This window comes from Pseudoalteromonas obscura, assembly GCF_030135505.1.
GTDB lineage: Bacteria > Pseudomonadota > Gammaproteobacteria > Enterobacterales > Alteromonadaceae > Pseudoalteromonas > Pseudoalteromonas obscura.
In genome coordinates, this window is sequence record NZ_JASJUT010000016.1 from 1 (window position 1) to 21,130 (window position 21,130).

Annotated in this window: 20 protein-coding genes; 13 read left to right on the forward strand and 7 right to left on the reverse strand. The window is 43.1% G+C overall.

The genetic code is table 11. The annotated features are described in order from the left end of the window. Positions 1-192 precede the first annotated feature (192 nt). On the forward strand, positions 193-1,311 hold the full coding sequence (locus tag QNM18_RS24835) for a serine hydrolase domain-containing protein (protein ID WP_284138726.1): 1,119 nt from the start codon (positions 193-195) through the stop codon (positions 1,309-1,311). A gap of 92 nt (positions 1,312-1,403) precedes the next feature. Here QNM18_RS24835 and QNM18_RS24840 read toward each other — a convergent pair whose 3' ends face one another. Beyond that, positions 1,404-1,622, reverse strand: a complete 219-nt coding sequence (locus tag QNM18_RS24840) for a hypothetical protein (RefSeq protein ID WP_211010447.1) — start codon at positions 1,620-1,622, stop codon at positions 1,404-1,406. 98 nt (positions 1,623-1,720) lie between these two features. On the opposite strand from QNM18_RS24840, the gene QNM18_RS24845 reads away from it, so the two are divergent. Further along, positions 1,721-2,638 carry a glycosyltransferase gene (locus tag QNM18_RS24845; protein ID WP_284138727.1) on the forward strand — a complete coding sequence of 306 codons (918 nt, stop codon included), beginning with the start codon at positions 1,721-1,723 and terminating at the stop codon, positions 2,636-2,638. Positions 2,639-3,142: 504 nt separating this feature from the next. Here the strand turns inward: QNM18_RS24845 and QNM18_RS24850 are convergent. From QNM18_RS24850 to fliK, 3 genes are all read right to left on the reverse strand, one after another. After that, on the reverse strand, positions 3,143-4,015 hold the full coding sequence (locus tag QNM18_RS24850) for a TolB-like translocation protein (protein WP_284138728.1): 873 nt from the start codon (positions 4,013-4,015) through the stop codon (positions 3,143-3,145). Between the two features lie 216 nt (positions 4,016-4,231). Then, positions 4,232-4,528, reverse strand: a complete 297-nt coding sequence (locus QNM18_RS24855) for an EscU/YscU/HrcU family type III secretion system export apparatus switch protein (RefSeq protein ID WP_023401831.1) — start codon at positions 4,526-4,528, stop codon at positions 4,232-4,234. Between the two features lie 2 nt (positions 4,529-4,530). After that, entirely contained in the window at positions 4,531-7,035 is a 2,505-nt protein-coding gene (gene fliK / locus QNM18_RS24860; RefSeq protein ID WP_284138729.1) for a flagellar hook-length control protein FliK, read from the reverse strand. A 105-nt stretch (positions 7,036-7,140) separates the two neighbouring features. Here fliK and ccmA point away from each other — a divergent pair, with 105 nt between their 5' ends. Genes ccmA through QNM18_RS24910 form a run of 10 tightly spaced genes read left to right on the forward strand, consistent with a single transcriptional unit; the run spans position 7,141 to position 14,879 of the window. Then, a complete protein-coding gene (gene ccmA / locus QNM18_RS24865) occupies positions 7,141-7,764 on the forward strand; it encodes a cytochrome c biogenesis heme-transporting ATPase CcmA (protein ID WP_284138730.1) in 624 nt (207 codons plus the stop codon). Continuing rightward, positions 7,764-8,450 (forward strand): heme exporter protein CcmB, encoded by a 687-nt coding sequence (gene ccmB, locus QNM18_RS24870; protein WP_211010452.1) that lies wholly within the window; start codon positions 7,764-7,766, stop codon positions 8,448-8,450. The genes ccmA and ccmB overlap by 1 nt, the downstream gene beginning before the upstream one ends. 1 nt (position 8,451) lies before the next feature. Then, positions 8,452-9,189: a heme ABC transporter permease gene (locus QNM18_RS24875; protein WP_211010453.1), complete on the forward strand. Its 738-nt coding sequence runs from the start codon at positions 8,452-8,454 to the stop codon at positions 9,187-9,189. A 2-nt stretch (positions 9,190-9,191) separates the two neighbouring features. Then, on the forward strand, positions 9,192-9,398 hold the full coding sequence (gene ccmD, locus QNM18_RS24880) for a heme exporter protein CcmD (protein ID WP_063383319.1): 207 nt from the start codon (positions 9,192-9,194) through the stop codon (positions 9,396-9,398). Beyond that, positions 9,395-9,874: a cytochrome c maturation protein CcmE gene (gene ccmE / locus QNM18_RS24885; RefSeq protein WP_211010454.1), complete on the forward strand. Its 480-nt coding sequence runs from the start codon at positions 9,395-9,397 to the stop codon at positions 9,872-9,874. Before ccmD ends, ccmE begins: the two co-directional genes overlap by 4 nt. A gap of 1 nt (position 9,875) precedes the next feature. Then, complete coding sequence (locus QNM18_RS24890) at positions 9,876-11,828, forward strand: heme lyase CcmF/NrfE family subunit (RefSeq protein ID WP_211010455.1); 1,953 nt, start codon at positions 9,876-9,878, stop codon at positions 11,826-11,828. Positions 11,829-11,830: 2 nt separating this feature from the next. Then, on the forward strand, positions 11,831-12,400 hold the full coding sequence (locus QNM18_RS24895) for a redoxin family protein (RefSeq protein ID WP_284138731.1): 570 nt from the start codon (positions 11,831-11,833) through the stop codon (positions 12,398-12,400). Then, positions 12,400-12,876 (forward strand): cytochrome c-type biogenesis protein, encoded by a 477-nt coding sequence (locus tag QNM18_RS24900; RefSeq protein WP_211010457.1) that lies wholly within the window; start codon positions 12,400-12,402, stop codon positions 12,874-12,876. Before QNM18_RS24895 ends, QNM18_RS24900 begins: the two co-directional genes overlap by 1 nt. Continuing rightward, positions 12,873-14,147, forward strand: coding sequence for a c-type cytochrome biogenesis protein CcmI (ccmI, locus tag QNM18_RS24905; protein ID WP_284138732.1), 1,275 nt, complete (start codon positions 12,873-12,875; stop codon positions 14,145-14,147). Before QNM18_RS24900 ends, ccmI begins: the two co-directional genes overlap by 4 nt. After that, complete coding sequence (locus QNM18_RS24910; RefSeq protein ID WP_023401842.1) at positions 14,148-14,879, forward strand: MlaA family lipoprotein; 732 nt, start codon at positions 14,148-14,150, stop codon at positions 14,877-14,879. A 61-nt stretch (positions 14,880-14,940) separates the two neighbouring features. Here QNM18_RS24910 and QNM18_RS24915 read toward each other — a convergent pair whose 3' ends face one another. After that, the gene (locus tag QNM18_RS24915; RefSeq protein ID WP_284138733.1) at positions 14,941-16,968 is read right to left on the reverse strand and encodes a TonB-dependent copper receptor; all 2,028 of its coding nucleotides are present in this window, start codon (positions 16,966-16,968) and stop codon (positions 14,941-14,943) included. Between the two features lie 228 nt (positions 16,969-17,196). After that, complete coding sequence (locus tag QNM18_RS24920) at positions 17,197-18,420, reverse strand: EAL and HDOD domain-containing protein (protein ID WP_211010460.1); 1,224 nt, start codon at positions 18,418-18,420, stop codon at positions 17,197-17,199. A gap of 274 nt (positions 18,421-18,694) precedes the next feature. On the opposite strand from QNM18_RS24920, the gene putP reads away from it, so the two are divergent. After that, positions 18,695-20,173 (forward strand): sodium/proline symporter PutP, encoded by a 1,479-nt coding sequence (putP, locus tag QNM18_RS24925; protein WP_284138774.1) that lies wholly within the window; start codon positions 18,695-18,697, stop codon positions 20,171-20,173. A 130-nt stretch (positions 20,174-20,303) separates the two neighbouring features. On the opposite strand, the gene QNM18_RS24930 is transcribed toward putP, so the two are convergent. Further along, positions 20,304-21,008 carry a hypothetical protein gene (locus QNM18_RS24930; RefSeq protein WP_284138734.1) on the reverse strand — a complete coding sequence of 235 codons (705 nt, stop codon included), beginning with the start codon at positions 21,006-21,008 and terminating at the stop codon, positions 20,304-20,306. Positions 21,009-21,130 lie beyond the last annotated feature (122 nt).

Sequence of the window (21,130 nt, forward strand, 5' to 3'; positions counted from 1 at the left end):
CTTAAATTAAAAGGTGCCAAATGGCGCCTTTTTTAGTTTTAAGGTTTTAACGATTTTTGCTCAGCTCAGCCTAACCTTCTATCAGCGTTCACTTCCTATATGTGGCTTACTTTAGTGATAGTAAGTCGTTGCCTGCAACCTTAATGGTTTCGCAGTATTTATCTGGTTACTATGTTGTTCCAAGGAGGAGCAGTGTTCAAAATATTGATAGGCTTAATCGCATTTTGGACTGTTATAGGCTGCAGTCAAACAGTAAATGGACTACAACAAAAATTAGAACAGCAGGTTGTCAACAATGCAGCAGTGCATGGCATACCAGCTCAAGCTGTTCTGGTAAATAAAAATGGTAAGGTGATTTTTAAGTATGCTACGAATTCACCGAGTTCTAGGCTGCCCCAAACTCTAGATGAACATAGTGTTTTTCCTATTTTTTCTGTGAGTAAGCTTTTTGCTAATGTGCTCGTTTATCAGCTTTTAGAAAGGGGAGAATTAAACTTAGAAGATAATATAGGTGACTATTTAAATTTACCGCAGCAATGGCAAAAAATCCCCTTACGTGCACTACTCAACCACACATCTGGCATACCTGAATATTTTACAATGACGGATGGTCAGGTTGTCGCACCGAAAACGATAGAAGAGGTAATCATAGCGTTTCAGGACCAGCAGCTAACATCACAGCCAAATGAGAAAATAGCATATACACAAACCAATTATTTGCTGATTAAGTTACTATTAGAGGCGATCACAGCACAATCGTACGAAACGTTAGTAGAGGAACGCATATTTCACCCATTGCAAATGTCAAACACATATCTGCATGGGCGTTCAGATACCAGTAACTCGGTAGCATCATACCTTCCCAACGGCGGGCAAGATCTTGTGGCTAATCAATATGTTTTTCCTACCTACGGTAACTCACACACGGGTGCATACTCCACGGCACACGACTTAAATAGTTTTTTATCAGGACTAATGTCAGGCAAATTGGTGAATGTTACGCTCTTGAGAGAGCTTTGGCAGCAAAATAAGCTCACTAATGGCGATATGAATTATTTTTCTTCTGGTTGGCACGTAGAAAAAATGGGGCCTTGGCAGAGTGTTGGACATGATGGTGGTGCTTTGTTGCGAGTAACGGCTATGCTAAATCAGAGATCAGGTGAGTATATGCTTTTTATCTATCTAACCAACGGTAATCTTGATGGCGTTTGGAGCAATCGCCTCATAGGTTCATTACAGCAGCACGTCTTGCCAGACACTTTTTCTCGATTGATAGCTTGGGCCAGATATAAAGACTGGTTTATATTTTAAAGCTGGTATAACAAAACCCAGTAATTGATGCCTATCTTGTTCACTAAGTCTGAGACTGCATACTTCAAACTTAGACTGACTAACGCGTTATGTTAATCCCACTTAGTCGTGCAACCGTCACGGCAAGAATACTCTTGGGTTGGCATGCATGCAATGCAGCCGGTATGGCCTTTGGTCACTTTACAGTTCCTCATTGGATCTGTAGGGGGCAAAGATCCAAACCCACCGGCAACTTTGGGGGTTGCCTCTCGCATGGCATTGTCATTTTTCATCAGTTGCTTCAGATGCTTTTTGTTCATTGAAGGTTTCATAGTTCACTCCTTTTTTGTTTTATTTAGGTTAATTTTGTGTAAATGTACCTTATGTGGTACTGTAGTACAACATTTAATCGGTACGTCAAGGAGTTGGCATGAGTTTGAGTATAATTATTCCCTTTTTAAATGAAGGGATTAACGTTGAAAAAACCGTAACTAGCATTTTTAGTACTGTCAAAGGTGATGTAGAAGTGGTTTTGATTAACGATGCCAGTGATGATGATTTTGCATATGAGTCGGTTGCAAAGCAATATCACTGTGAATACATTCGTAACTCATTCAGGGTTGGCGTCGCAGCATGTAGGGATCTGGGGGTCAAACTTGCGAGTAATGAAGCCGTAATGTTTCTAGATGCGCACATGCAGTTTTTCCAAACGGGTTGGGATAAGCTGGTACTTGAGCGAGTTTTACACGAACCGAACACTATTTTTTGTGCCCGCTCAGTATACATGAATTTAAATTGGGAGGTTGTTAGCAATGCACCCCAAGGTTGTGGCGCGTTCATACCATTTGAGAACGTACAAGATTTCCTGGCGACAAAGTGGTTAATTAATCCGACTGATGATCATTCAATACCTTGTATTTTTGGTGCGGCGTATTGTTTTAATAAAAGCTTTTATGAGCAGCTTGGAGGATTATCTGGTTTACTTCAGTGGGGTGGAGATGAGCAGTTTTTGAGTGCAAAAGCTTTTATGTTTGGCGGGCGCTGCGCGTTGCTTCCTGAACTCTCTGTGGGTCATGTATATCGAGAAATATATCCATACGAATGCTCCCAAACTCTAAATGTTTACAATCAGCTTTATATTGCGTCAGTACTGCAACCAAAGGCATCAGCAGATCGCATGGTGAACCGCTTTTTGAACAGTGTAAGTCAAGTTGAAGGCGCCCGAGATTTGCTAGATGATATGCGCGAAGAAGTCCAAGCACATCGTGAATACTATTTGTCTTTCCTCAATAAGCGCAGCTTCGCAGAGTTTTTGGCGTACAATGAGGCTTTTCGACATAGGCATTAATTCATTAAGCAACTGCTTAGAGAAACGCGGCGAATGTGCAGACATTTAGTAATTATTTGGAGCCTGTTACTCAAGCTGCCTGTTCGGTTTATATCACGAGACAGTGCTGAACTGTGCTAAAAGTGTGGTGAAGTGTTCTTTGTTAGGCGCATTTGAGTAATGAATTATACCTATGCTAAAGCGCTGTTTGTTTTTTCACCAGTTTTTTTGTTGGTAGTAGCCTTGCAGCTGGAACTGTTTTGTTTTTAATCTCCTGAAGATGCCAATCGGAATAGTATGGAATTGCATAGCATGATGATATTGGAAGCGATTCAACATTTTCATATTTAGGAGGGACGCTAGTCGGATTCTATCGCCGAGATAGAGGAGAGGTTGGCAATGAGCCCGCCTCGGTGTTTATTGACGGGACAGCCATATAACATTCAATTATTAGACAACTTTTTGTTGCCCAAGTGTGAGAGGCAATCCTTAAAGGTTGCAATTGATTGAGCTGTTTAAAAAGCGTTACTGCTGTGATTTTAAATTTTTAATGATTTGTGCATCGACCCAGAAAATATCGACATTGTCATAGTTGCCAGTATTCATATTTCGATTGAAAAAAAGATATTTTCCATCAGGTGTAACATTGGCTAATGCTTCCCATGCTGGCGTGTTAATCTTGTCGCCCATATTTATCGGATCTCCCCAGCTACCATCGGCAGACTTAAAGCTGATATAAAGATCTGAACCGCCAAACCCTTCAGCTCGGGTGGCATCAAAAATCAAGTAGGACTCATCTGGAGCAATAAACGGGTGGAAGCTTTTTCCTGCGTTGATGTTTTTACTTAAAAGCTTGGGAGCTTCATATTTTCCTTCAATCAATCGAGCGTAGCGGATGTCGCCAGTGAAATCTTTTTTAAATTCATCGAAAAAGAAGGTTCCTTTTGCTGACACTGTCAGGCGCATTGTAGGTAACGTACCAAATGGTGCCGGTAGCTTTTTTATTTCAGACCATTTATCACCAATTTTGGTTTTGTAGCGGCTACTTAAATACATAGTTTGGCCATCAGGAGAAATAAACGGGGTGCCAACTCGTTTTGAAACGACTTCCTCATGCCACTGACCTTTTTCATTTCTATATCTTGTCAATGTTGGTGCTGTGTAAGGCCCTCCGTTGCGTATCAAATAGAATGAAGACATGTCATGGGAGAATAACCCTGTGAGCTCGTAGTGCTTTGTTGTGACTTTGCCTGGCGCAAAAGGTTTAGGAGTTAGACCAGGGGGCTGTTCACCTAAATATGGGTTGAGGTTAGATGAAGAGGGTTCATTGCTATTGGCTGCGACTGAAATAAATACGGCAGATAAAACAAGTGTGGCAATCAAGTTTGTTTGCTTCATGGAGTTACCTTATATTCGAATGATCCTAGCAAGCTAGGTTAATTTACACATATAATAAGGTACTCGTTTACATGACACTTGATGTTGTAATGATTTCCTGCTGATTTATCAATCGAACATGAAGAACGGATTTATATTCATTATTATCAAATGCTTACTCATTATTACGACAAAAAATAATTTAGTTGGGGTACTATTTCAAAGGCCTCACAGTCCCTAAGCTTTTATATTCAATTTACCCTGAAAGTTTTTCCATCCAGGTGGGAATTTACCCCGTAAAACATATGAAAAAGCGATGAGCTCTGCGATTACGTAGTAGAGTTCTTTTGGTATTTCTTCATGTAAGTCAAGTTGCCCTAGTGTTTTAACTAACGCTGCATCTTCATGGATCATGATCTCTTTTTCTTTCGCAAGAGCGATGATCTCTTCGGCAAGATCCCCAAACCCCTTGCATACAACTTCAGGAGATTTACCTGCTTCATATAATAGCCCGACGGCTGTTTTTTGTTCCATTTTTATACCTTTATATTGACGATGGCATGTTTATCATAAAACTGCCTTACTTGGACAGCATCTTCGCGTAATTCAATATCTCCGACTTGTAATCCATGTGCAGCAAGTTTGCTGCGCAGTGCATCAAGATGTGGCGCTGCAAGTTGGCACACGCTTGGACTATCGCCAATGATTTCACAATCGACAGCTCTGTCCATTAGCTCAGCTTGCACGCTTAGCTGGCCAAGAGCTTCATAATCAAAGTTTAGTCTGACAAACCATACCTGTTTGTCTGGAAGTCCGGCCTTACTTGGTTTTTTATAATTACCAATTTGTAGTTCACTTTGCTTACATTCCGGTGGGGTCTTCATTGGCAGAAACAAGTTGATTAACAGCTGACTCTCACTATCAAACTTTTGACCGAGTGCTTGGGGTTGATTAGTCAAAGACATGGCATTTTGAATAAAGCCGAGATCTTCAACCAAACTTTGCTGTGCGGTTAAGTTAACGGCTTGAATAAACTGTTTTGGTTGCTGTAGTTTGTTGCCTGGGAACAAAGTTTCAACCATAGTTGCAACCCGTTGTTCTTGAGTCACATTCTTGGGTAATTGACTGTTATCTTGCGTACTTAGTTGTGTGCCCAATAAAGTCACAAGCAGTTTGTCTAAGGCTTGAGTAAAGCTGGTAATTGGCACGCTGGTATTGAGCGGTGTAGCAATGTTGGGCAATCGGCTAAAGAGATCTTGGCTAACTGTTTCTGGGGTTGCATTACGCTCATCCATCAAGCGTGAAAAAGCTTGATGAACAAGGCGTGTGAGGTCTGCGGACTGGCTGCTTCTAAAGGTTATTTTTTCAGAGATCTTTTCACTTAACAATGCCGGATCTTTGTGATCAGGAGTCAGTTCTTGAGTTAAGCTTGATTCACGCAAAGGCTTTGTAAGAATGTGAGTGAGCGGTAATGATGGTGCGCTCGTAGTGACTGTACCTTGTGCGCTGCGCATTGGTATTGAAGTATTTTGAGGCGGCTGTGAACCCAACTTGGTTTGCGTTAAATTGAGCTGTTCAGCGGCAATGGGGGCAGCTGCTTTTGGCAAGGCTGCGGCGAATACTTGCTGGAGCAGTTGCATGCGCGCTTCGAATGGGATTTTTATATTGCTGTTATTTGAAGAGGGTAGAACCGGTTTAGACGATGGCGCTGGCATCTCAGCGCTTGGCACTTTATTTTGTTGTTTTTGTGCGTGATCACTTTGTACTGTATTTGGTTGAACTGTTGCCTTTTGCGCAGTAGTGTTGATTGGTTGGCTCGAAGCCTGAGGCGCATTGGGCGAGGAATTAAGTTTATCTAGCCCCGTAAAATTTTGTTTGATACCTTCGCTCAGTGTCATCAACGGAGAATTATTTGGGCGTACTGCATCGGGTGTAACTAATGGTTTGTGCAAATAGCTCAAATTGGTTGAAGACATAGCAGGTATGGCCGGTTGGGCTAGCTGACCTGTTTGGGCAGTACTTTGTTTCGCAGTGCGGTTAAAAAATGGAGTTTGGGTGATAGATTGCAGTGCTTGCTTGACTGTTTGTTTGATATCCGCCAATGAAACGTTAAATAGTGGCTTGTCATACTTTAAGGTTGGTTCACTTTGTGTGCGAGTGGCGACTTTCAGTTGCTCTTGAAATTCATGTGTATCTAACTTAGGCAATATGCTCTTCAGTGAGGTGGTGAGTTTGATTGTGGTTGATTTGGTTGCAATCGCTACCTCAATACCATCGTGATGACTACTGAGCTTTGCACTGTGCCAAACCTGTTTTTGCAATTGGTTTAACTCAGAGGGCGTTGGTGTCTGAAGTTGCGTGATGTTGTGTTGATTTCGACCAAGTTTTAGCGTGCCTTTGTTTTGTGTCAGTTGCACATAATTGGTCTCTTTCTGGCTAAGTTGACCAACTAGCTGAGCAATTGCTTTTTTTGCAATAGGCATTTGGTGTAATTTGTCACCAAACATGTTAAATACTTGCATCAATATTTTATCGCTTTTGGTACTTAGGCTGGCTATCAATTTTGACTCTTGTTGAAGCAAGCTTCCGACACTAGGTGGAAGAGGCACGTTAATTCCAAGTTTTGGTAATGTTAGCTGCATACCAGAAGTTTGTTTGATCCGAGCATCGGTTTGAATGGCGCTGTGATCACCAAATCCTTTTAACACGCCGAGCAAGCTGAGTAGCGACTGAGCCGATTTAAGAGAGAGTTTCGCCTCGGGAGTGATCAGCGTAAGGACAGTGCCTGTTGCATCCAATTTTAACTGAGCTTCGGGCAATTTTAATGCCTGTTCTACATTTGCTTGGCTACTCAGTCGAACAGGTTGCCAACGTCCATCTAAGGCCACCTCCATTTGAATTGAATCTGGCTTAATTACAATATTACGTGCCAAAAACGTTTTTTCTGCATCAAGTTGCGGCTGAGTGTTGCGACCTTGTGAATAAGGTGTTGTAGGTGACACATTTGTCTGATGTTGTACAGGAATTGTTTGCTTATTCATTATTCTAAATCAAATTTTCGGTAATTGGTCGCAACGTGATATACGTATTACCATATCACTATGATAGACTTACGCCCACTTTTGGGGTCGTGAGAATAACAAATTTTGCTAGAGATTGAGGCTTTAACTTGTATCAAACAAGACCGTTGTTTGTTCGAATCACTTAACTTTTCATTGTTATCTGGTCAAATCATGCAAATAGAAGGCCCAAATGGTGCAGGGAAAACCTCACTGTTGAGAATTATAGCTGGCTTCTCTCAACCTGATGATGGTAACGTTCTGTTTAATATGCGAAATATTAAAGAAGACTACGATGGCTATGCGCAATCATTACTCTTTATAGGCCATAAAACCGGCGTCAATCAACAGCTCACAGCCTATGAAAATGTCACCCACTGGCTCAGCGTTCACGGTTATACTAGCACCGAATCGGAAATTTATTCCCTCTTAGGCAAACTTGGTTTGGTCGGTCTTGAAGATGTCCCTGTGCGAACCTTATCAGCTGGACAGCAAAGACGTGTTGCTTTGGTTCGGCTTTGGCTAAATGACGCTAAGCTGTGGATCTTGGATGAACCTTTTACCGCCCTCGACAAGAAAGGGGTCGCCATGTTGCAATCCCGATTTCAGCAACATTTGGACAAGGGAGGCGCCATTTTGTTAACAACTCATCAGGATTTGACAGACACATTTGCATCATTACAAACCTTGGCTTTGGAGTACCGTCACTGATGCACGTAAGTAACTCATATTGGACTCTATTTTGTACGGTATATAAAAAAGACCTCACGTTGGCATTTAGGCAGCGTGCAGAGATAGTTAACCCACTGCTATTCTTCTTGATTGTTATCACCCTCTTTCCTCTCGCTATCGGACCTGAACCTGGATTACTGGCGCGAATGGCGCCAGGCATTATTTGGGTCGCGGCACTATTATCAACTATGTTAGGGTTAGATAAGATTTTTCGTGATGACTACATGGATGGATCACTTGAGCAATTAATTGCTTCTCCCTACCCATTGTCGTTAGCTGTTTTAGCCAAAGTGGCTGCTCACTGGACGACTGCTGGGTTACCTATGGTGATCATGGCACCTGTATTTGCCTTGTTGATGAATTTAGAATCACAAGCACTTGGTGCAACTTTATTAACGTTATTAATTGGCACCCCTCTATTGAGTTTTATAGGTGCCATTGGTGCAGGTTTGACCGTTGGCCTGCAAAAAGGTGGTATTTTAATGAGTTTACTTGTTTTGCCACTGTATATACCGGTATTAATTTTTGCAACGTCTGCTATTGATACAAGCATAATGTCTTTAGCATATAGTGGACAACTTGCGATCCTTGGTGCGATGTTAGCCGTCGCTTTTGTCGCCGCACCAATTGCTATATCGTCAGCTTTAAGAGTGAGTGTAAGTTAAAATGTGGAAGTGGTTACATCCTTATGCCAAAGCGGAGCGTGCTTACCAGTTGTGTAACACCTTGCTTCCGTACTTTGCCGTGGTGTCCGTGCTATGTATTGTCGTTGGGTGGGTCTGGGGGCTGGCTTATGCTCCTGCTGACTACCAACAAAAGGATAGTTACCGGATTATCTTTATTCATGTGCCGTCGGCTATTTTGTCCATGGGGGCATATTCTTCAATGGCTATTGCGGCCATTATTGCGTTGGTTTGGCAGTTGCGTAATGCAGAACTTGCGGTGATTGCGATTGCTCCGGTGGGGGCTGCAATGACGGCCATCGCATTGATCACAGGTTCTGCTTGGGGCAAACCTATGTGGGGAGCTTGGTGGGTATGGGATGCGAGACTCACATCGGAGTTAATCTTGTTGTTCTTGTATCTAGGTGTGTTGTCTTTGTTTCACGCCTTTGAAGATAAAAAAGCAGGGGGCAAGGCGGCTTGTATTTTGGCAATTGTTGGCGTAGTTAACCTACCGATCATTCATTTTTCGGTAGAGTGGTGGAACACATTGCATCAAGGGGCGACCATCACTAAGTTTGATACATCGGCTATTGATCCTTCTATGCTGTGGCCGCTGTTGATCAATATCCTAGGTTTTGCAGCCTTGGTAGGCGCGCTTTCTCTGATCCGCCTTAAAAATGAAATTGTGCAGGTTGAGAAGCATCGTCCTTGGGTCCGTCAATTAGTTAGTCGAGGTTGATTATGCAGTTTGAATCATTGAGCGACTTTATCGCCATGGGCGGTTATGGGTTTTATGTATGGCTCTCTTATGGAAGTTGTGCAGGGATCATATTAGGTTTGTTATTCTCTTCACTTTATGAAAATAAAAAATTAAAACAAGAAGTGAAGTCCCAAATGGCCAGAGAAGAACGTATTAAAAAGGCCAAAGAGTTGGAGGCGCAAGTATGAATCCAAGACGAAAAAAACGTATGTTTACAGTGTTGGCTGTCATTTTTGGTATTGGCTCAGCAGTTGGTCTTACGTTATATGCGTTGCAAGAGAACATTAATCTGTTTTATACCCCGAGTGAATTAGTTAATGGTAAGGGGCCTGAAAACGAGAAACCTGAAATAGGCCAGAAGCTGCGTATTGGCGGCATGGTGGTGCCAGGTTCGGTTGTGCGTGACGAAACATCGTTAGATGTGGAGTTTAAGTTGATAGATACAGGGCCTTTAGTGACTATTCGATATCAGGGGATTCTGCCTGATTTGTTCCGTGAAGGGCAGGGGATTGTTGCGCAGGGGACTCTAGTTGAGTCAGACGTTATTGAAGCCTTTGAAGTATTGGCCAAGCATGATGAGGAGTACATGCCCTCAGAAGTTGCTGAGGCAGTCAAAGGGATCAAGCACGAAAAACCAAAATATAATTTAAATAGCGAGAACTAGTATGATCCCAGAAATAGGATATTTCGCTCTAGTTTTAGCTATGGCGTTAAGCCTCTTACTGTGTATTTTTCCCTTGTGGGGGGCATACACCGGTAACTTGAGATTAATGCGAGCTGCGCCCGCATTGGCATTAGGGCAGTGTTTATTTGTACTCTTTTCATTTGGCATTCTGATCTACGTTACCCTCACTGATGATTTCACGGTGGCATATGTTGCTCACCATTCCAGTAGTACGCTTCCATGGTATTACAAAGTTACTTCGACTTGGGGTGGGCACGAAGGCGCCATTTTGTTGTGGCTTGTGATGCAATCTAGTTGGACAGCACTGGTTGCAATGATGTCTAAATCCTTACCTTGGGTGCTAAGAGCAAGAGTATTGGGCGTACTTGGCTTTTTAGGGGTTGGTTTTATGCTATACACCCTGTGGATGTCGAGCCCATTTGAGCGCTTGCTGCCATACTTCCCAGTAGAAGGCCGAGACTTAAACCCGCTACTTCAAGATCCTGGTATGATCATTCACCCACCTTTACTCTATATGGGGTATGTAGGACTTTCGGTATCATTCTCTTTTGCTATTGCGGCTTTGCTGACTGGCAAACTCGACAATACTTGGGCTAAGTGGTCTCGTCCATGGACTATGGTTGCATGGGCCTTTCTCACCTTGGGCATAACGATAGGAAGTTGGTGGGCGTATGCAGAATTAGGCTGGGGTGGCTGGTGGTTTTGGGATCCTGTAGAAAACGCTTCTTTGATGCCCTGGCTTGTGGCCACCGCGCTACTGCATTCTCTGGCCGCGACGGAAAAACGCGGTGTGTTTAAATCATGGACGGTGTTGCTCGCTATTGCCGCATTTAGTTTGTGCTTACTGGGGACCTTTATCGTTCGATCAGGGATCATTGTATCTGTACATGCTTTTGCAACAGATCCAGATAGAGGCTTATACATTCTGTCATTCCTTGCTGTTGTTGTCGGTGGCAGCTTAGCACTGTATGCCGCTCGAGTGTCTCAGGTTCATAGTGAAGGACGTTATCGATTTGTCTCTCGAGAAGTGGCGCTGTGGCTGAATAATATCTTCTTGGTCGTTGCGACTCTAATTGTACTGCTTGGTACTTTACTGCCGATGATCCATAAAGAGTTGGGCTTAGGGTCAATTTCTATAGGTGTACCATTTTTTAATCAAATGTTTTCAATCATCATTGTGCCATTTGCGCTACTTTTGGGAATTGCGCCAATGCTCAGATGGAAGCAGAACAAGTTGTCAGCAATGGCTAAAAAGTGGTTGGTAACGATAGGCCTAAGTTTGGTCGCTACGGCTGCATGGCTGTTCTCCAGCTATGACATGGTCTCTGGGTTAACGTTTGTAGCGACTGCTCTGGCTGTGTGGATTGTATTTGCTACTGTGGCAGACTTGTTACAAAAAGTCTCTTTGCAAAGCTCTATAACAGAGGGATTTAAGAGACTAGGGCTTAGTTACTGGGCAATGGTCTTGGGCCATGTTGGACTGGCATTTGTCATTGCTGGCGTCACTCTGACCTCTGCATATTCGGTAGAGCGTTCTGTGGCTATGAAACCTGGGGATATTGCAACACTGAACGAATATCAATACCGTTTTGAGGGCGTGAAAGAGATCCGAGGACCTAACTACAGCGGATATGCAGGTGTGGTGACTGTACTGAAACAAGAAAACGTGGTTACAGAATTGTACGCTGAGAAACGTTTATACGATATTGGTATGCAATTTATGACCGAAGCTGCGATTGATGATGGTTTTTTCCGTGATTTGTATTTGGCACTTGGCGAGCAAATGAGTCGAGGTGCTTGGTCTTTACGCATTTATCACAAGCCTTATGTACGTTGGATGTGGCTGGGAGGGATTTTAATTTCACTAGCGGGCTTCATTGTATTGGCAGATAAACGCTACCGTCGTCGTGTTAAAAAAGTCGCTCAGGGGTAACTATGAATCGTAAAATACTGGGCTTTTTGCCATTTTTAATTTTTGTATTGTTATGTGTGTTTCTTTATCAAGGGCTTTTTGGCAACCCAAGAGAATTGCAAACCGGTCGCCTTGGGCAAACTATGCCGAGTTTTAATTTACCAGATTTAATGGATGAGCAAACCCGTTGGACAGAAAAAGAGTTGCTCGGTGAAGTGTATTTGATGAATGTCTGGGGTACTTGGTGTCCAACCTGTATCGCGGAGCTGGGTTATCTGACTAGACTGCGTGAGCTGGGCGTCAAAATTGTCGGCTTGTATTATGAGCAAGCCTATGACCCTGACTTTGGTGATCACTTTGATATTCATGCTTTGAGAAATGAAGTGCAGACAATGCTTGGCCGGGCAGGCAATCCATATCAATTTAATATACTTGATTTGGAGCGTAGCTTGGCATTGGATTTGGGTGTCTCAGGCGCACCTGAAACTTTTTTAGTGGATAAACAAGGCACCATCTTATTGCATCATACTGGCGACATTAACCAAAGAGTGTGGCGCAGCAAGTTTTTACCGGTGCTAGAGGAGATACAGTGATGAACATTAGAACTGTGCTCCTGTTGGTTGCGTTGTTACTTTGTAGTATCGCTGTCGTTAATGCGGCGGAAGATCAATACGAATTTAAAAATGCCACGCAAGCTCAAACATTTAAAGAACTCACATTGGAGCTACGTTGCCCAAAGTGTCAAAATCAAAATATTGCAGATTCCGATGCCGTGGTTGCCAAAGATCTGCGAGACAAAGTACTGTCACTGGTTCATGAAGGAAATTCAAAGCAAGAAATAATCGATTATATGATAGATAGGTACGGTTATTTTGTGCATTACCAACCACCGGTCACACCAGCGACTATCATTCTTTGGGTTTTACCAGTCATCATTGTCGTCTTGGGCTTTGGCTTTATTGTATTTAGACAAAAGAAAGCGGCAAAAAAACAGCAGTGGAGTGAGCAAGAGGAGAAGCAGCTAGAAAAGTTGATAGCGCAATATCAGCGTAAGGAGCGTCATCAATGATTGAATTAACACAAATGTGGGGAATATTTGCCCTATTGGCAGTTTTGAGTTGCCTATTTGTGGTTGTGCCCTTTTTACGAAAAGAAAAGGTTGTGTCAGTTGATCATGATGCCAATGCGCAGCGTATTGATATTTATCATCAAAGATTAGATGAATTAAAGGCCGAATTGGAAAACCAGCGTATTGGAAAAATTGACTTTGAAGAGTCTGTTATAGAGTTAAAAAGGCGATTGCTCAATGAACTTTCACCTGAGCAAACTCTGGATACTCGCGGCAATAATCTGGTTTTGGGAGCAACGGGCATTGCATTTACGCTCGTTGTCAGCGGTGTCTTTTACTATTTTACCGGTAGCCATCAGCAAATTACCAATTGGCAAAAAGCTGTGGAAAAATTGCCAGAATATGGTGAAAGAGCCGTACTGCAAACAGGCGAACCGTTATCAGCGAATGAGCTACAAGCTTTTGCATTGGGTCTGCGCACCAAATTGGCAAACAGTGGGGATGACGCTGTCGCGTGGATGTTATTGGGTCGTGTTGCGATGTCATTGAATGACTACGAAATGGCAATGCAGGCGTTTGATAAAGCGCTAGCTATGCAACCAGATAACCATAACGTGTTGGTCAACTACAGCCAAGCACTATTGATTGAGGGGTCTGAGTCAAGTGTTAATCGTGCTGCGCGAATGCTGTCGAGCGTATTGAGAAAAGACCCGCAGAATATTGATGCAGTGTCACTACTTGCGTTAATTGCTTATCAGCGAGAAGACTGGCTAGAAGCAAAGTCAGCTTTTGAGCTTTTATTGACAACAGTGCAACCTAACGACCCGCGCTATAACATGATCAAACAGCGCATTGATGAAGTTACTCAAAAACTTGGCGCAAATGAGTCAGCATCAGATGCTAACGGCCCGGAATTAAGTGTGCGTGTTCACCTTGACGATAAGTTAAAAGCTCAATTACCCGACAATGCGACTTTGTTTGTGTTTGCAAAAGCAGCAAACGGACCAAGAATGCCACTTGCAGTGCAAAAACTTACAGTTTTTAACTTGCCTTTAGATGTCACTTTGAATGATAGTATGGCAATGTTGCCAGATCTGAAGTTGTCCAATTTCGATGAAGTTGTGATAACGGCGCGTATCTCGGTTGATGACTCGGTTATGACACAAGCTGGTGAGCTTGAAGGTAATTCTGATGTGATCACCCTGAATAAGGATTTGCGCCAACAGGTTAGTGTCACTATAAGTCGTGTTATAACCAGCACAGGAAGCTAAATGTATAAAAAAATTGTCGGTGCAGCGCTTGCGTTCATGCTTGTTGGCTGTGCGCAGGTCCCCGAGGTGAAGCAAGATCCCCGTGATCCGTTGCAATCAATGAATAGGCCCATCTATGATTTCAATATGGATGTGCTTGATGCCTATATTTTGCGCCCAGCTGCGAAAGGGTATGTCGCAATTACTCCAACACCCGTGCGCAGTAGCATTGTAAACTTTACTACTAATATTGCAGCGCCTACTGACGCTATCAATGCCGCATTGCAGGGAAAACCCGGTGATGCCGGTATCAATGTTGCACGTTTCTTGATCAATTCAACAGTAGGTGTTTTAGGTCTGTTTGATGTTGCCAAAGAAATAGGCCTTGAGCATAAAGATGAAGACTTTGGTCAAACTCTTGGTGTGTGGGGCGTTGGCGATGGTGCGTATTTAATGTTACCAGCAATGGGCCCTTCTACAGTTCGTAATACTGCGGGTGATTTGGTGGACAACCTTGTGTTACCTGAAATCGCTTTGACGACACCGCAGACGTTAATTGTGTTTGCGTTGAGAGCGGTAGAGGCGCGTGCATCACTGATGTCGCAAGAGAAGCTACTAAATGAGTCTTTGGATCCGTACACCTTTCTAAAAGATGTGTATTTTCAAAGACAACTTTATGAACTCCATGATGGCAATCCTCCTATGGAGGAAGAGCCGGAAGACTTCGATGATGACTTTTTAGAAAACCTTTAAGTCATGCGTATAAAAAAGCCAGCGTTAGCTGGCTTTTTTATGTTTTTCAGATGGTTACTTTCTAAAATTTCCAGTTCATATTGAGCCAAAGTGTCCTGCCAGCTTCATTGACTTTCGCGGTTTGTGGGTAACCACTTACCATTGTACCGGAGCGACTCAAGTGCTCGGCATAGGTTTTGTCGAATACGTTGTCTACACCTAAATTAAAGACGAGATCAGCGTTATGAGAATATGACGTATTTAGTGCTAGCGTACCAAATCCATGACTTTCTGAGACATCTTGACCTGCAATGTTACCTTGGCCAATGGCGACACGGTGTTGTTTTTGAACGATTCGCCACAAGCTGCCAAACTGCCACTTACCTTTGATATAACTGAGTGCAAAGCGAACCTGCAAAGGGGGTTGCTGGGCAAGCGCAACATTATCAGTGCGATTTTCTCCTTTGACATAGTTGATGCTTGCAGTGGTTACGAGGTTTTTATTCAGGTTGTAGCGACTCTCAGCTTCAAAGCCATAAGTTTGTGCATCTATATTTCGTGTTACCTTGCTGATCATGCCCATTTTTTCGTACAGGTTATCGGTGAGCAGGTAATTGTCGATACGATTAATAAAAACCGAGACTGAGTTCGTAAAGGACTTTGATTGACCAAGCCAGCCAATGTCTAGTTGGTTTGTTGTCTCATGGTCGACTAAAAATGCACTCGGGCTATTAACCCCAACGCGACCACCGCCCATCAACTCCCAATAGTCAGGAAAACGTTCTGTTCGGCCGACACCTATGTAGTAACTGCTGTTTTTAGATTGCGCTTGATAGCGAGTAAAGCCGCTGATCAATGTGTCACTTCGTGAGAGATCTGCAGTCGGGTTCGGTACTACTTGCATCATAACAGAGCGGGTTTGGCGTCTATCTGTAGCTTCCCAGTCGTCAATTCGTAAACCGCTCACCCATTGACTGCTTTGGCCAAGGCTATATTCAACTTCTGCGAATAAGCCGGTTTGTTCGAATTCTGCGGTTTCTAATCGCACCATTGATTCAACCGGCATGTTGACGAGATCTCGGCTGATCCTCAAACGGTGACGATTTTGTTGGTGGTCTAATCCGTAAGCCAAACTTATCTGATCATTGAATTGAGAGCTTAGGAGGATTTTGCCACCCCAAGTGCGCCTATCAGGATTTGAGGAAACCGGCGTTTTCATCATCATGTTTGGCATAAACTGGCGCAAACTGTGGTTGTCCATGATGTGATCTATGTCGTTAAAAAACACATTGGCTTCGATGCTAGTGACAAAACCGTCTAGCTCACTTTTTACCATTTGCAAAGCGACTTGTGTGCGGTCAAACAGGCTGCCGTCCATCATTCTGTCAGCATAAGCCACTTCGCCGTCACTACGGCCAATGCTGACACTATACAAAGTCGAATCGTCAGGGGTGTAGGCAAATTGAGAATCTAAATTCCATTTTTCATATGCTGAATGAATGTGCGTGCCATCACCATCTTGATAGTCGTCGGCTTCACTATAGCTGGCAGCCACTCGAGCAAAATAGTCTTGAGTACCCATTTTAATATCACTATTTAAGACGCGTTTGCCAAACGTGCCGATTGTTGTATTGATAAAGCCAGTTGTACCACTTTCCAACAGGCGCTCCGATTCGCGCTCGAAGACAACTGTTGCAGCACTATTTCCCGGTCCATATAAGACAGTTTGCGGACCTTTGATAACCGTTAGGGTGTCATATGTCTGTGGTGTGATATAAGCGGTAGGTGGGTCCATTCTGCCACCGCAACCACCAAGTGTAACGCCACCATCTGTGATGATGTTAATACGTGATCCTGCCATTCCCCTAAATACAGGGTCGCTACTTGCGCCGCCTTTTTTTACTAACGAAAACCCGGCAATACTCGATAACAGATCTGCGCCATCTTGCGCTGGGAGCGGTTGTCTGGTTGCCTTGGGATCTGTTTTAATATCGAGTGGGCTATGCATTGGCGCAATTACCTCAATATGCTCCATCGTTTGATCCGATTGTGCGTGCCCTTGCCAAGCAATTGCTGCTGTTATAACCGTGCAGATCAGGCGCTTTTTCATTTTTGTCCTCATAGGTATATGTATCAACGTAATTTTTAGTAATGACGTTGATTTAATTGCCAATAGATTATTCTGGCGCGTATTCTACTGATGAGGAAGGGCGTTGGGATGTGACATAATGTCGCACTTCACTGGTAGGCAAAGCGTTTTTTGATTTAAGTCAATACAGTGTTTTAGGTGGATGGTGGAACGAAAGTGCCACCACCTATGTTATCAAAGCAAATAATATTATATTCCCATTGCTTCTATTTGTTGATCGCACCACTGTAATGCGTCTTTATACAGCTCAGGTAGTGATTGAGCCTGAAGGTTGAGTTGTTCTGTTAACTGTGATGCGTCATTCCAGTTGGCCTGTTCATATGACGTTACGAGACGCAAATATTGCGCTAGCATGCCTTCACCAAGTAATAAAGCGTCTTTGATATCTATGGTTAAAGGCAGTTTTTGCATGACGCTTTGCATAGTTTCATCCAAGATGGCATCCATCAAGGACATCATACCGGTCAAAAATGCCATCCCAGTGTCTTTCATTTTATTATGTTTGATCGCAATCAGCTCACAAAACCTCGCGCGAGTGAGGGACAGCCTAATAAGCTCCATGGGTTTTTCTGATGCCACTTGAGATGCAAACAGCAGCGACAAAAACTTTTTCAGCTCTTGGTTGCCAAGCACCACGAGTGCTTGTTTAATGGTAGAAATCTCAGCTCTACGTTTGAACGCCGCAGAATTTGAATAGCGTAACAGCTTATAGCTGAGATTAACGTCGCGTTCAAAAACTTGCGTAATGCGCTTAAGGTCAACATCAACACTGGATGTTTCATATAAAAGTTCTGCCAAGGTCATCTCTGATGGTGGCAGCGCCTTAGTTTGCACCATCTCAGGTTTGGCGAAGAAAAAGCCTTGGAACAGGGTGAAGCCTAACTCTAGTGCGAGCTGATATTGCTCATAAGTTTCGACTTTCTCAGCGACTAATTCAATATTTTTATAGGGTTCAATGGCTTGTTTGAGCTCGTGGATCTCCTCAATACTGGTTACCAACATATCCACTTTGATTTGGTCTATAAATGGATAAAAATGGCGCCATACCTTTTGATGTTTATAGTCGTCTAAAACGAGCTTATAGCCTTTGGACTTAAGATCTTGAACTGCGGCGAGCAACCGTTTACCGGGTTGCACCGTTTCCAAAATTTCGACTATTAATTGGTCGCGCCCCATCATGGTGGGGTAACCCTTTAAAATAGTTTCTAAGGTGAAGTTGATGTACGCAGGTTTACCATCAGTGAGATCTTCTAGGCCAAAATTAAACTGACTTCCTTCAATGAGTTTGGAAGTTGCTTCCACGTCATCGACATTTGGAAACACATTGTCTACGCCATCGCGAAACAACAGTTCATAGCCGACGACTTCTTTATTTATATTTAAAATAGGTTGCCTAGCGGCATAAAAATACATGGAACGAGACACCCAGTAGTTACTTCATTTCATTTCAATATAAGGCAATCTACAACGTATTTCATTATGAAATTTACACTTTCTTAGTATTTTCGTACTAAAGGGTAATATTTTAGAGTGCTAAATGTGCAATAGAACCTATTTAATCTCACTTACTTGGGGGCCGAGTGGAGCCGTGATATAGTGCGGCTTTGTATTTGGCTTTTGTTCCAATATCAGTTATTGACTTGATTAACTGCTATTCGGAGAGAAGCTCTTTTTGACGGAGGTCATTTTGGAAATTGGCACAATGATATCGCTGGCTTTGTATTTTGCGGCAATGCTGGCTATTGGCCTTTATGCCTATCGTAAATCTACCGATGATGTATCAGGCTATATGTTGGGCGGTCGAAATTTACCACCGAGTGTAGCGGCACTATCAGCAGGCGCTTCTGATATGAGTGGTTGGATCTTAATGGGTTTGCCAGGCGCGATGTTTTTAACCGGATTCAGCAGTACTTGGATCGCAGTGGGATTAGTTATTGGCGCGTTTTTGAACTACTTGCTCGTTGCACCAAGATTGCGTGTTTATACTGAGGTTGCTAACGACGCAATCACCATTCCGGATTATTTTGCTAATCGATTTGAAGATAACAGCAATGCACTACGTATTGTTTCTGCAATCGTGATTATTGTGTTCTTCACGTTATATACCTCGTCGGGCGTTGTAGCTGGTGGCAAGTTATTTGAAAATTCATTTGGTATGAGCTACGAAACGGGTTTATATGTCACAACCGGTGTTGTTGTTCTTTATACGCTATTTGGTGGATTCTTGGCCGTTAGCCTGACCGATTTTGTACAGGGCTGTATTATGTTCATTGCGCTTGTACTTGTGCCGCTAGTGACATTCAGTTTGCTAGAGCAGCCGCTCTCGGCAACATTAAATGAGTTAAATCCAGAGATGTTAACTTGGGTTGGTGCCGGTGGTGTAATCGGTATTATCTCGGCGATGTCTTGGGGTTTGGGTTATTTTGGTCAACCGCATATCATTGTGCGTTTCATGTCTGTTCGCAGTGTAAAAGATATGCCAACGGCTAGAAACATAGGTATGAGTTGGATGGTCGTAGCGACTATCGGGGCTATTACAACAGGTCTATTTGGCGCTGCATACGCTCATGAAAACAATATTGTTGTCAAAGATGCCGAAACAATATTCCTAGTCTTGTCTGAATTACTGTTCCACCCTTTGATAGCAGGGTTTTTACTGGCTGCAATTTTGGCTGCCATCATGAGTACCATTTCTTCGCAGTTATTAGTCAGCTCTAGCTCGTTGACGGAAGATTTTTACAAAGTGTTTATTAAACCAAATGCGACGGATAAAGAACTTGTTTTAGTTGGACGAATTAGTGTGGCTGCGGTTTCCGTTCTTGCGATTTATCTTGCCCATGACAGAGAAAGTACCATCTTAAGCTTGGTAAGTAACGCGTGGGCTGGGTTTGGTGCAGCATTTGGCCCGTTGGTACTATTTAGCCTATTTTGGAAGCGTATGAACTTCTCAGGCGCGCTGGCAGGTATGGTGGTTGGTGCGACAACTGTGTTGGTTTGGATCTATGCACCATTTACCATTGCTGGACAAAGTCCAAGCGGGTTTATTTATGAGATTGTACCTGGGTTTATTGCCGCATCAATTGCGATTGTTGTTGTCAGTTTAATGACATCACCACCTTCGACAACTATCGAAGAGAAGTTTGAAGAAATGCATCGCGGCTTGTAACACGAAAGTACAAGTATTTTAAAAGGTGGGCTCGGCCCGCCTTTTTTATTTTAGTCATTGTTAAGCACATCGAATGTTTGTAGGAAAATGAGCACTCAGAGCGCTTGTCAGTGATAACCGTTGCGATAAGCTACATTCTGGTGCCAAACTCATACACGCAATGTTTACTAACGTGATGTGGCTCAATGGGATTTAATTGGATCAACTTAATTTGACTGACTTTATCCTGAGTTGTCATTTGACGGTGCTCAAAGTAACGACTCCATCCTATGCCTTTATAAGGTCTGAGTTCCATATAAGGGTATTGGGCATAGTGCCAAGTACCTTTTAGCAGCGCTGGGTCTTCCTGCGCAATAGTACTTCCTGATATTTCATAAGCCCCATTTTGCAATAAATTGAGTTTAAAAGTGCTTCCACAGCTGCTGGTTTCGAATTCTCGAACTAGATCGGCCTTGAGTAGGGGGCTATTTTGCTTATCTTTTGGAAAGGGATAGATAGCGATTGAGTTCTTGGTGTACCAGTGGTTACCTTCTTTTAGCGCTTGAATATTTGTTGTTTTAAATCCACTATTTTGTGCCGTTTGTTTTACCAGCTGCAGGGCATCTGGGTCTTGTAACATCAAAGAATGTAAAATGGTATTGCGAGAAATAGTTGTCGGAAAATCAAGCGTATTGGTTTCGACCGCGAAGCCTTTTTCCTCCAGTGCGGCACGTAAATTGATGCTTGCTTCATTGGGAATATACTTTGCGTAAATATGAACCGTTGTGGTGTTGGCACATCCAGCTATACAAAAAGCGAGAGCTGTGACCGTGATTTGGCGGACTGTTGTGATCATTATTATTATTACCTACATCCAAACGTACCATTATTTTTAACACACATTGAATGGGTTGTAAGTAGTAATAATCGAGTGCTGAAAAAGCAGCCGTGCAAAAGGCTTGCACGGCTGAGGGATCT

Excerpts from the sequence above, each read along its gene's own strand:
- QNM18_RS24840 (WP_211010447.1), bottom strand. The coding sequence starts at position 1,622 with ATGAAACCTTCAATGAACAAAAAGCATCTGAAGCAACTGATGAAAAAT.
- QNM18_RS24845 (WP_284138727.1), top strand. The coding sequence starts at position 1,721 with ATGAGTTTGAGTATAATTATTCCCTTTTTAAATGAAGGGATTAACGTT.
- QNM18_RS24850 (WP_284138728.1), bottom strand. The coding sequence starts at position 4,015 with ATGAAGCAAACAAACTTGATTGCCACACTTGTTTTATCTGCCGTATTT.
- QNM18_RS24855 (WP_023401831.1), bottom strand. The coding sequence starts at position 4,528 with ATGGAACAAAAAACAGCCGTCGGGCTATTATATGAAGCAGGTAAATCT.
- fliK (WP_284138729.1), bottom strand. The coding sequence starts at position 7,035 with ATGAATAAGCAAACAATTCCTGTACAACATCAGACAAATGTGTCACCT.
- ccmB (WP_211010452.1), top strand. The coding sequence starts at position 7,764 with ATGCACGTAAGTAACTCATATTGGACTCTATTTTGTACGGTATATAAA.
- QNM18_RS24875 (WP_211010453.1), top strand. The coding sequence starts at position 8,452 with ATGTGGAAGTGGTTACATCCTTATGCCAAAGCGGAGCGTGCTTACCAG.
- ccmD (WP_063383319.1), top strand. The coding sequence starts at position 9,192 with ATGCAGTTTGAATCATTGAGCGACTTTATCGCCATGGGCGGTTATGGG.
- ccmE (WP_211010454.1), top strand. The coding sequence starts at position 9,395 with ATGAATCCAAGACGAAAAAAACGTATGTTTACAGTGTTGGCTGTCATT.
- QNM18_RS24890 (WP_211010455.1), top strand. The coding sequence starts at position 9,876 with ATGATCCCAGAAATAGGATATTTCGCTCTAGTTTTAGCTATGGCGTTA.
- QNM18_RS24895 (WP_284138731.1), top strand. The coding sequence starts at position 11,831 with ATGAATCGTAAAATACTGGGCTTTTTGCCATTTTTAATTTTTGTATTG.
- QNM18_RS24900 (WP_211010457.1), top strand. The coding sequence starts at position 12,400 with ATGAACATTAGAACTGTGCTCCTGTTGGTTGCGTTGTTACTTTGTAGT.
- ccmI (WP_284138732.1), top strand. The coding sequence starts at position 12,873 with ATGATTGAATTAACACAAATGTGGGGAATATTTGCCCTATTGGCAGTT.
- QNM18_RS24910 (WP_023401842.1), top strand. The coding sequence starts at position 14,148 with ATGTATAAAAAAATTGTCGGTGCAGCGCTTGCGTTCATGCTTGTTGGC.
- QNM18_RS24915 (WP_284138733.1), bottom strand. The coding sequence starts at position 16,968 with ATGAAAAAGCGCCTGATCTGCACGGTTATAACAGCAGCAATTGCTTGG.
- QNM18_RS24920 (WP_211010460.1), bottom strand. The coding sequence starts at position 18,420 with ATGTATTTTTATGCCGCTAGGCAACCTATTTTAAATATAAATAAAGAA.
- QNM18_RS24930 (WP_284138734.1), bottom strand. The coding sequence starts at position 21,008 with ATGATCACAACAGTCCGCCAAATCACGGTCACAGCTCTCGCTTTTTGT.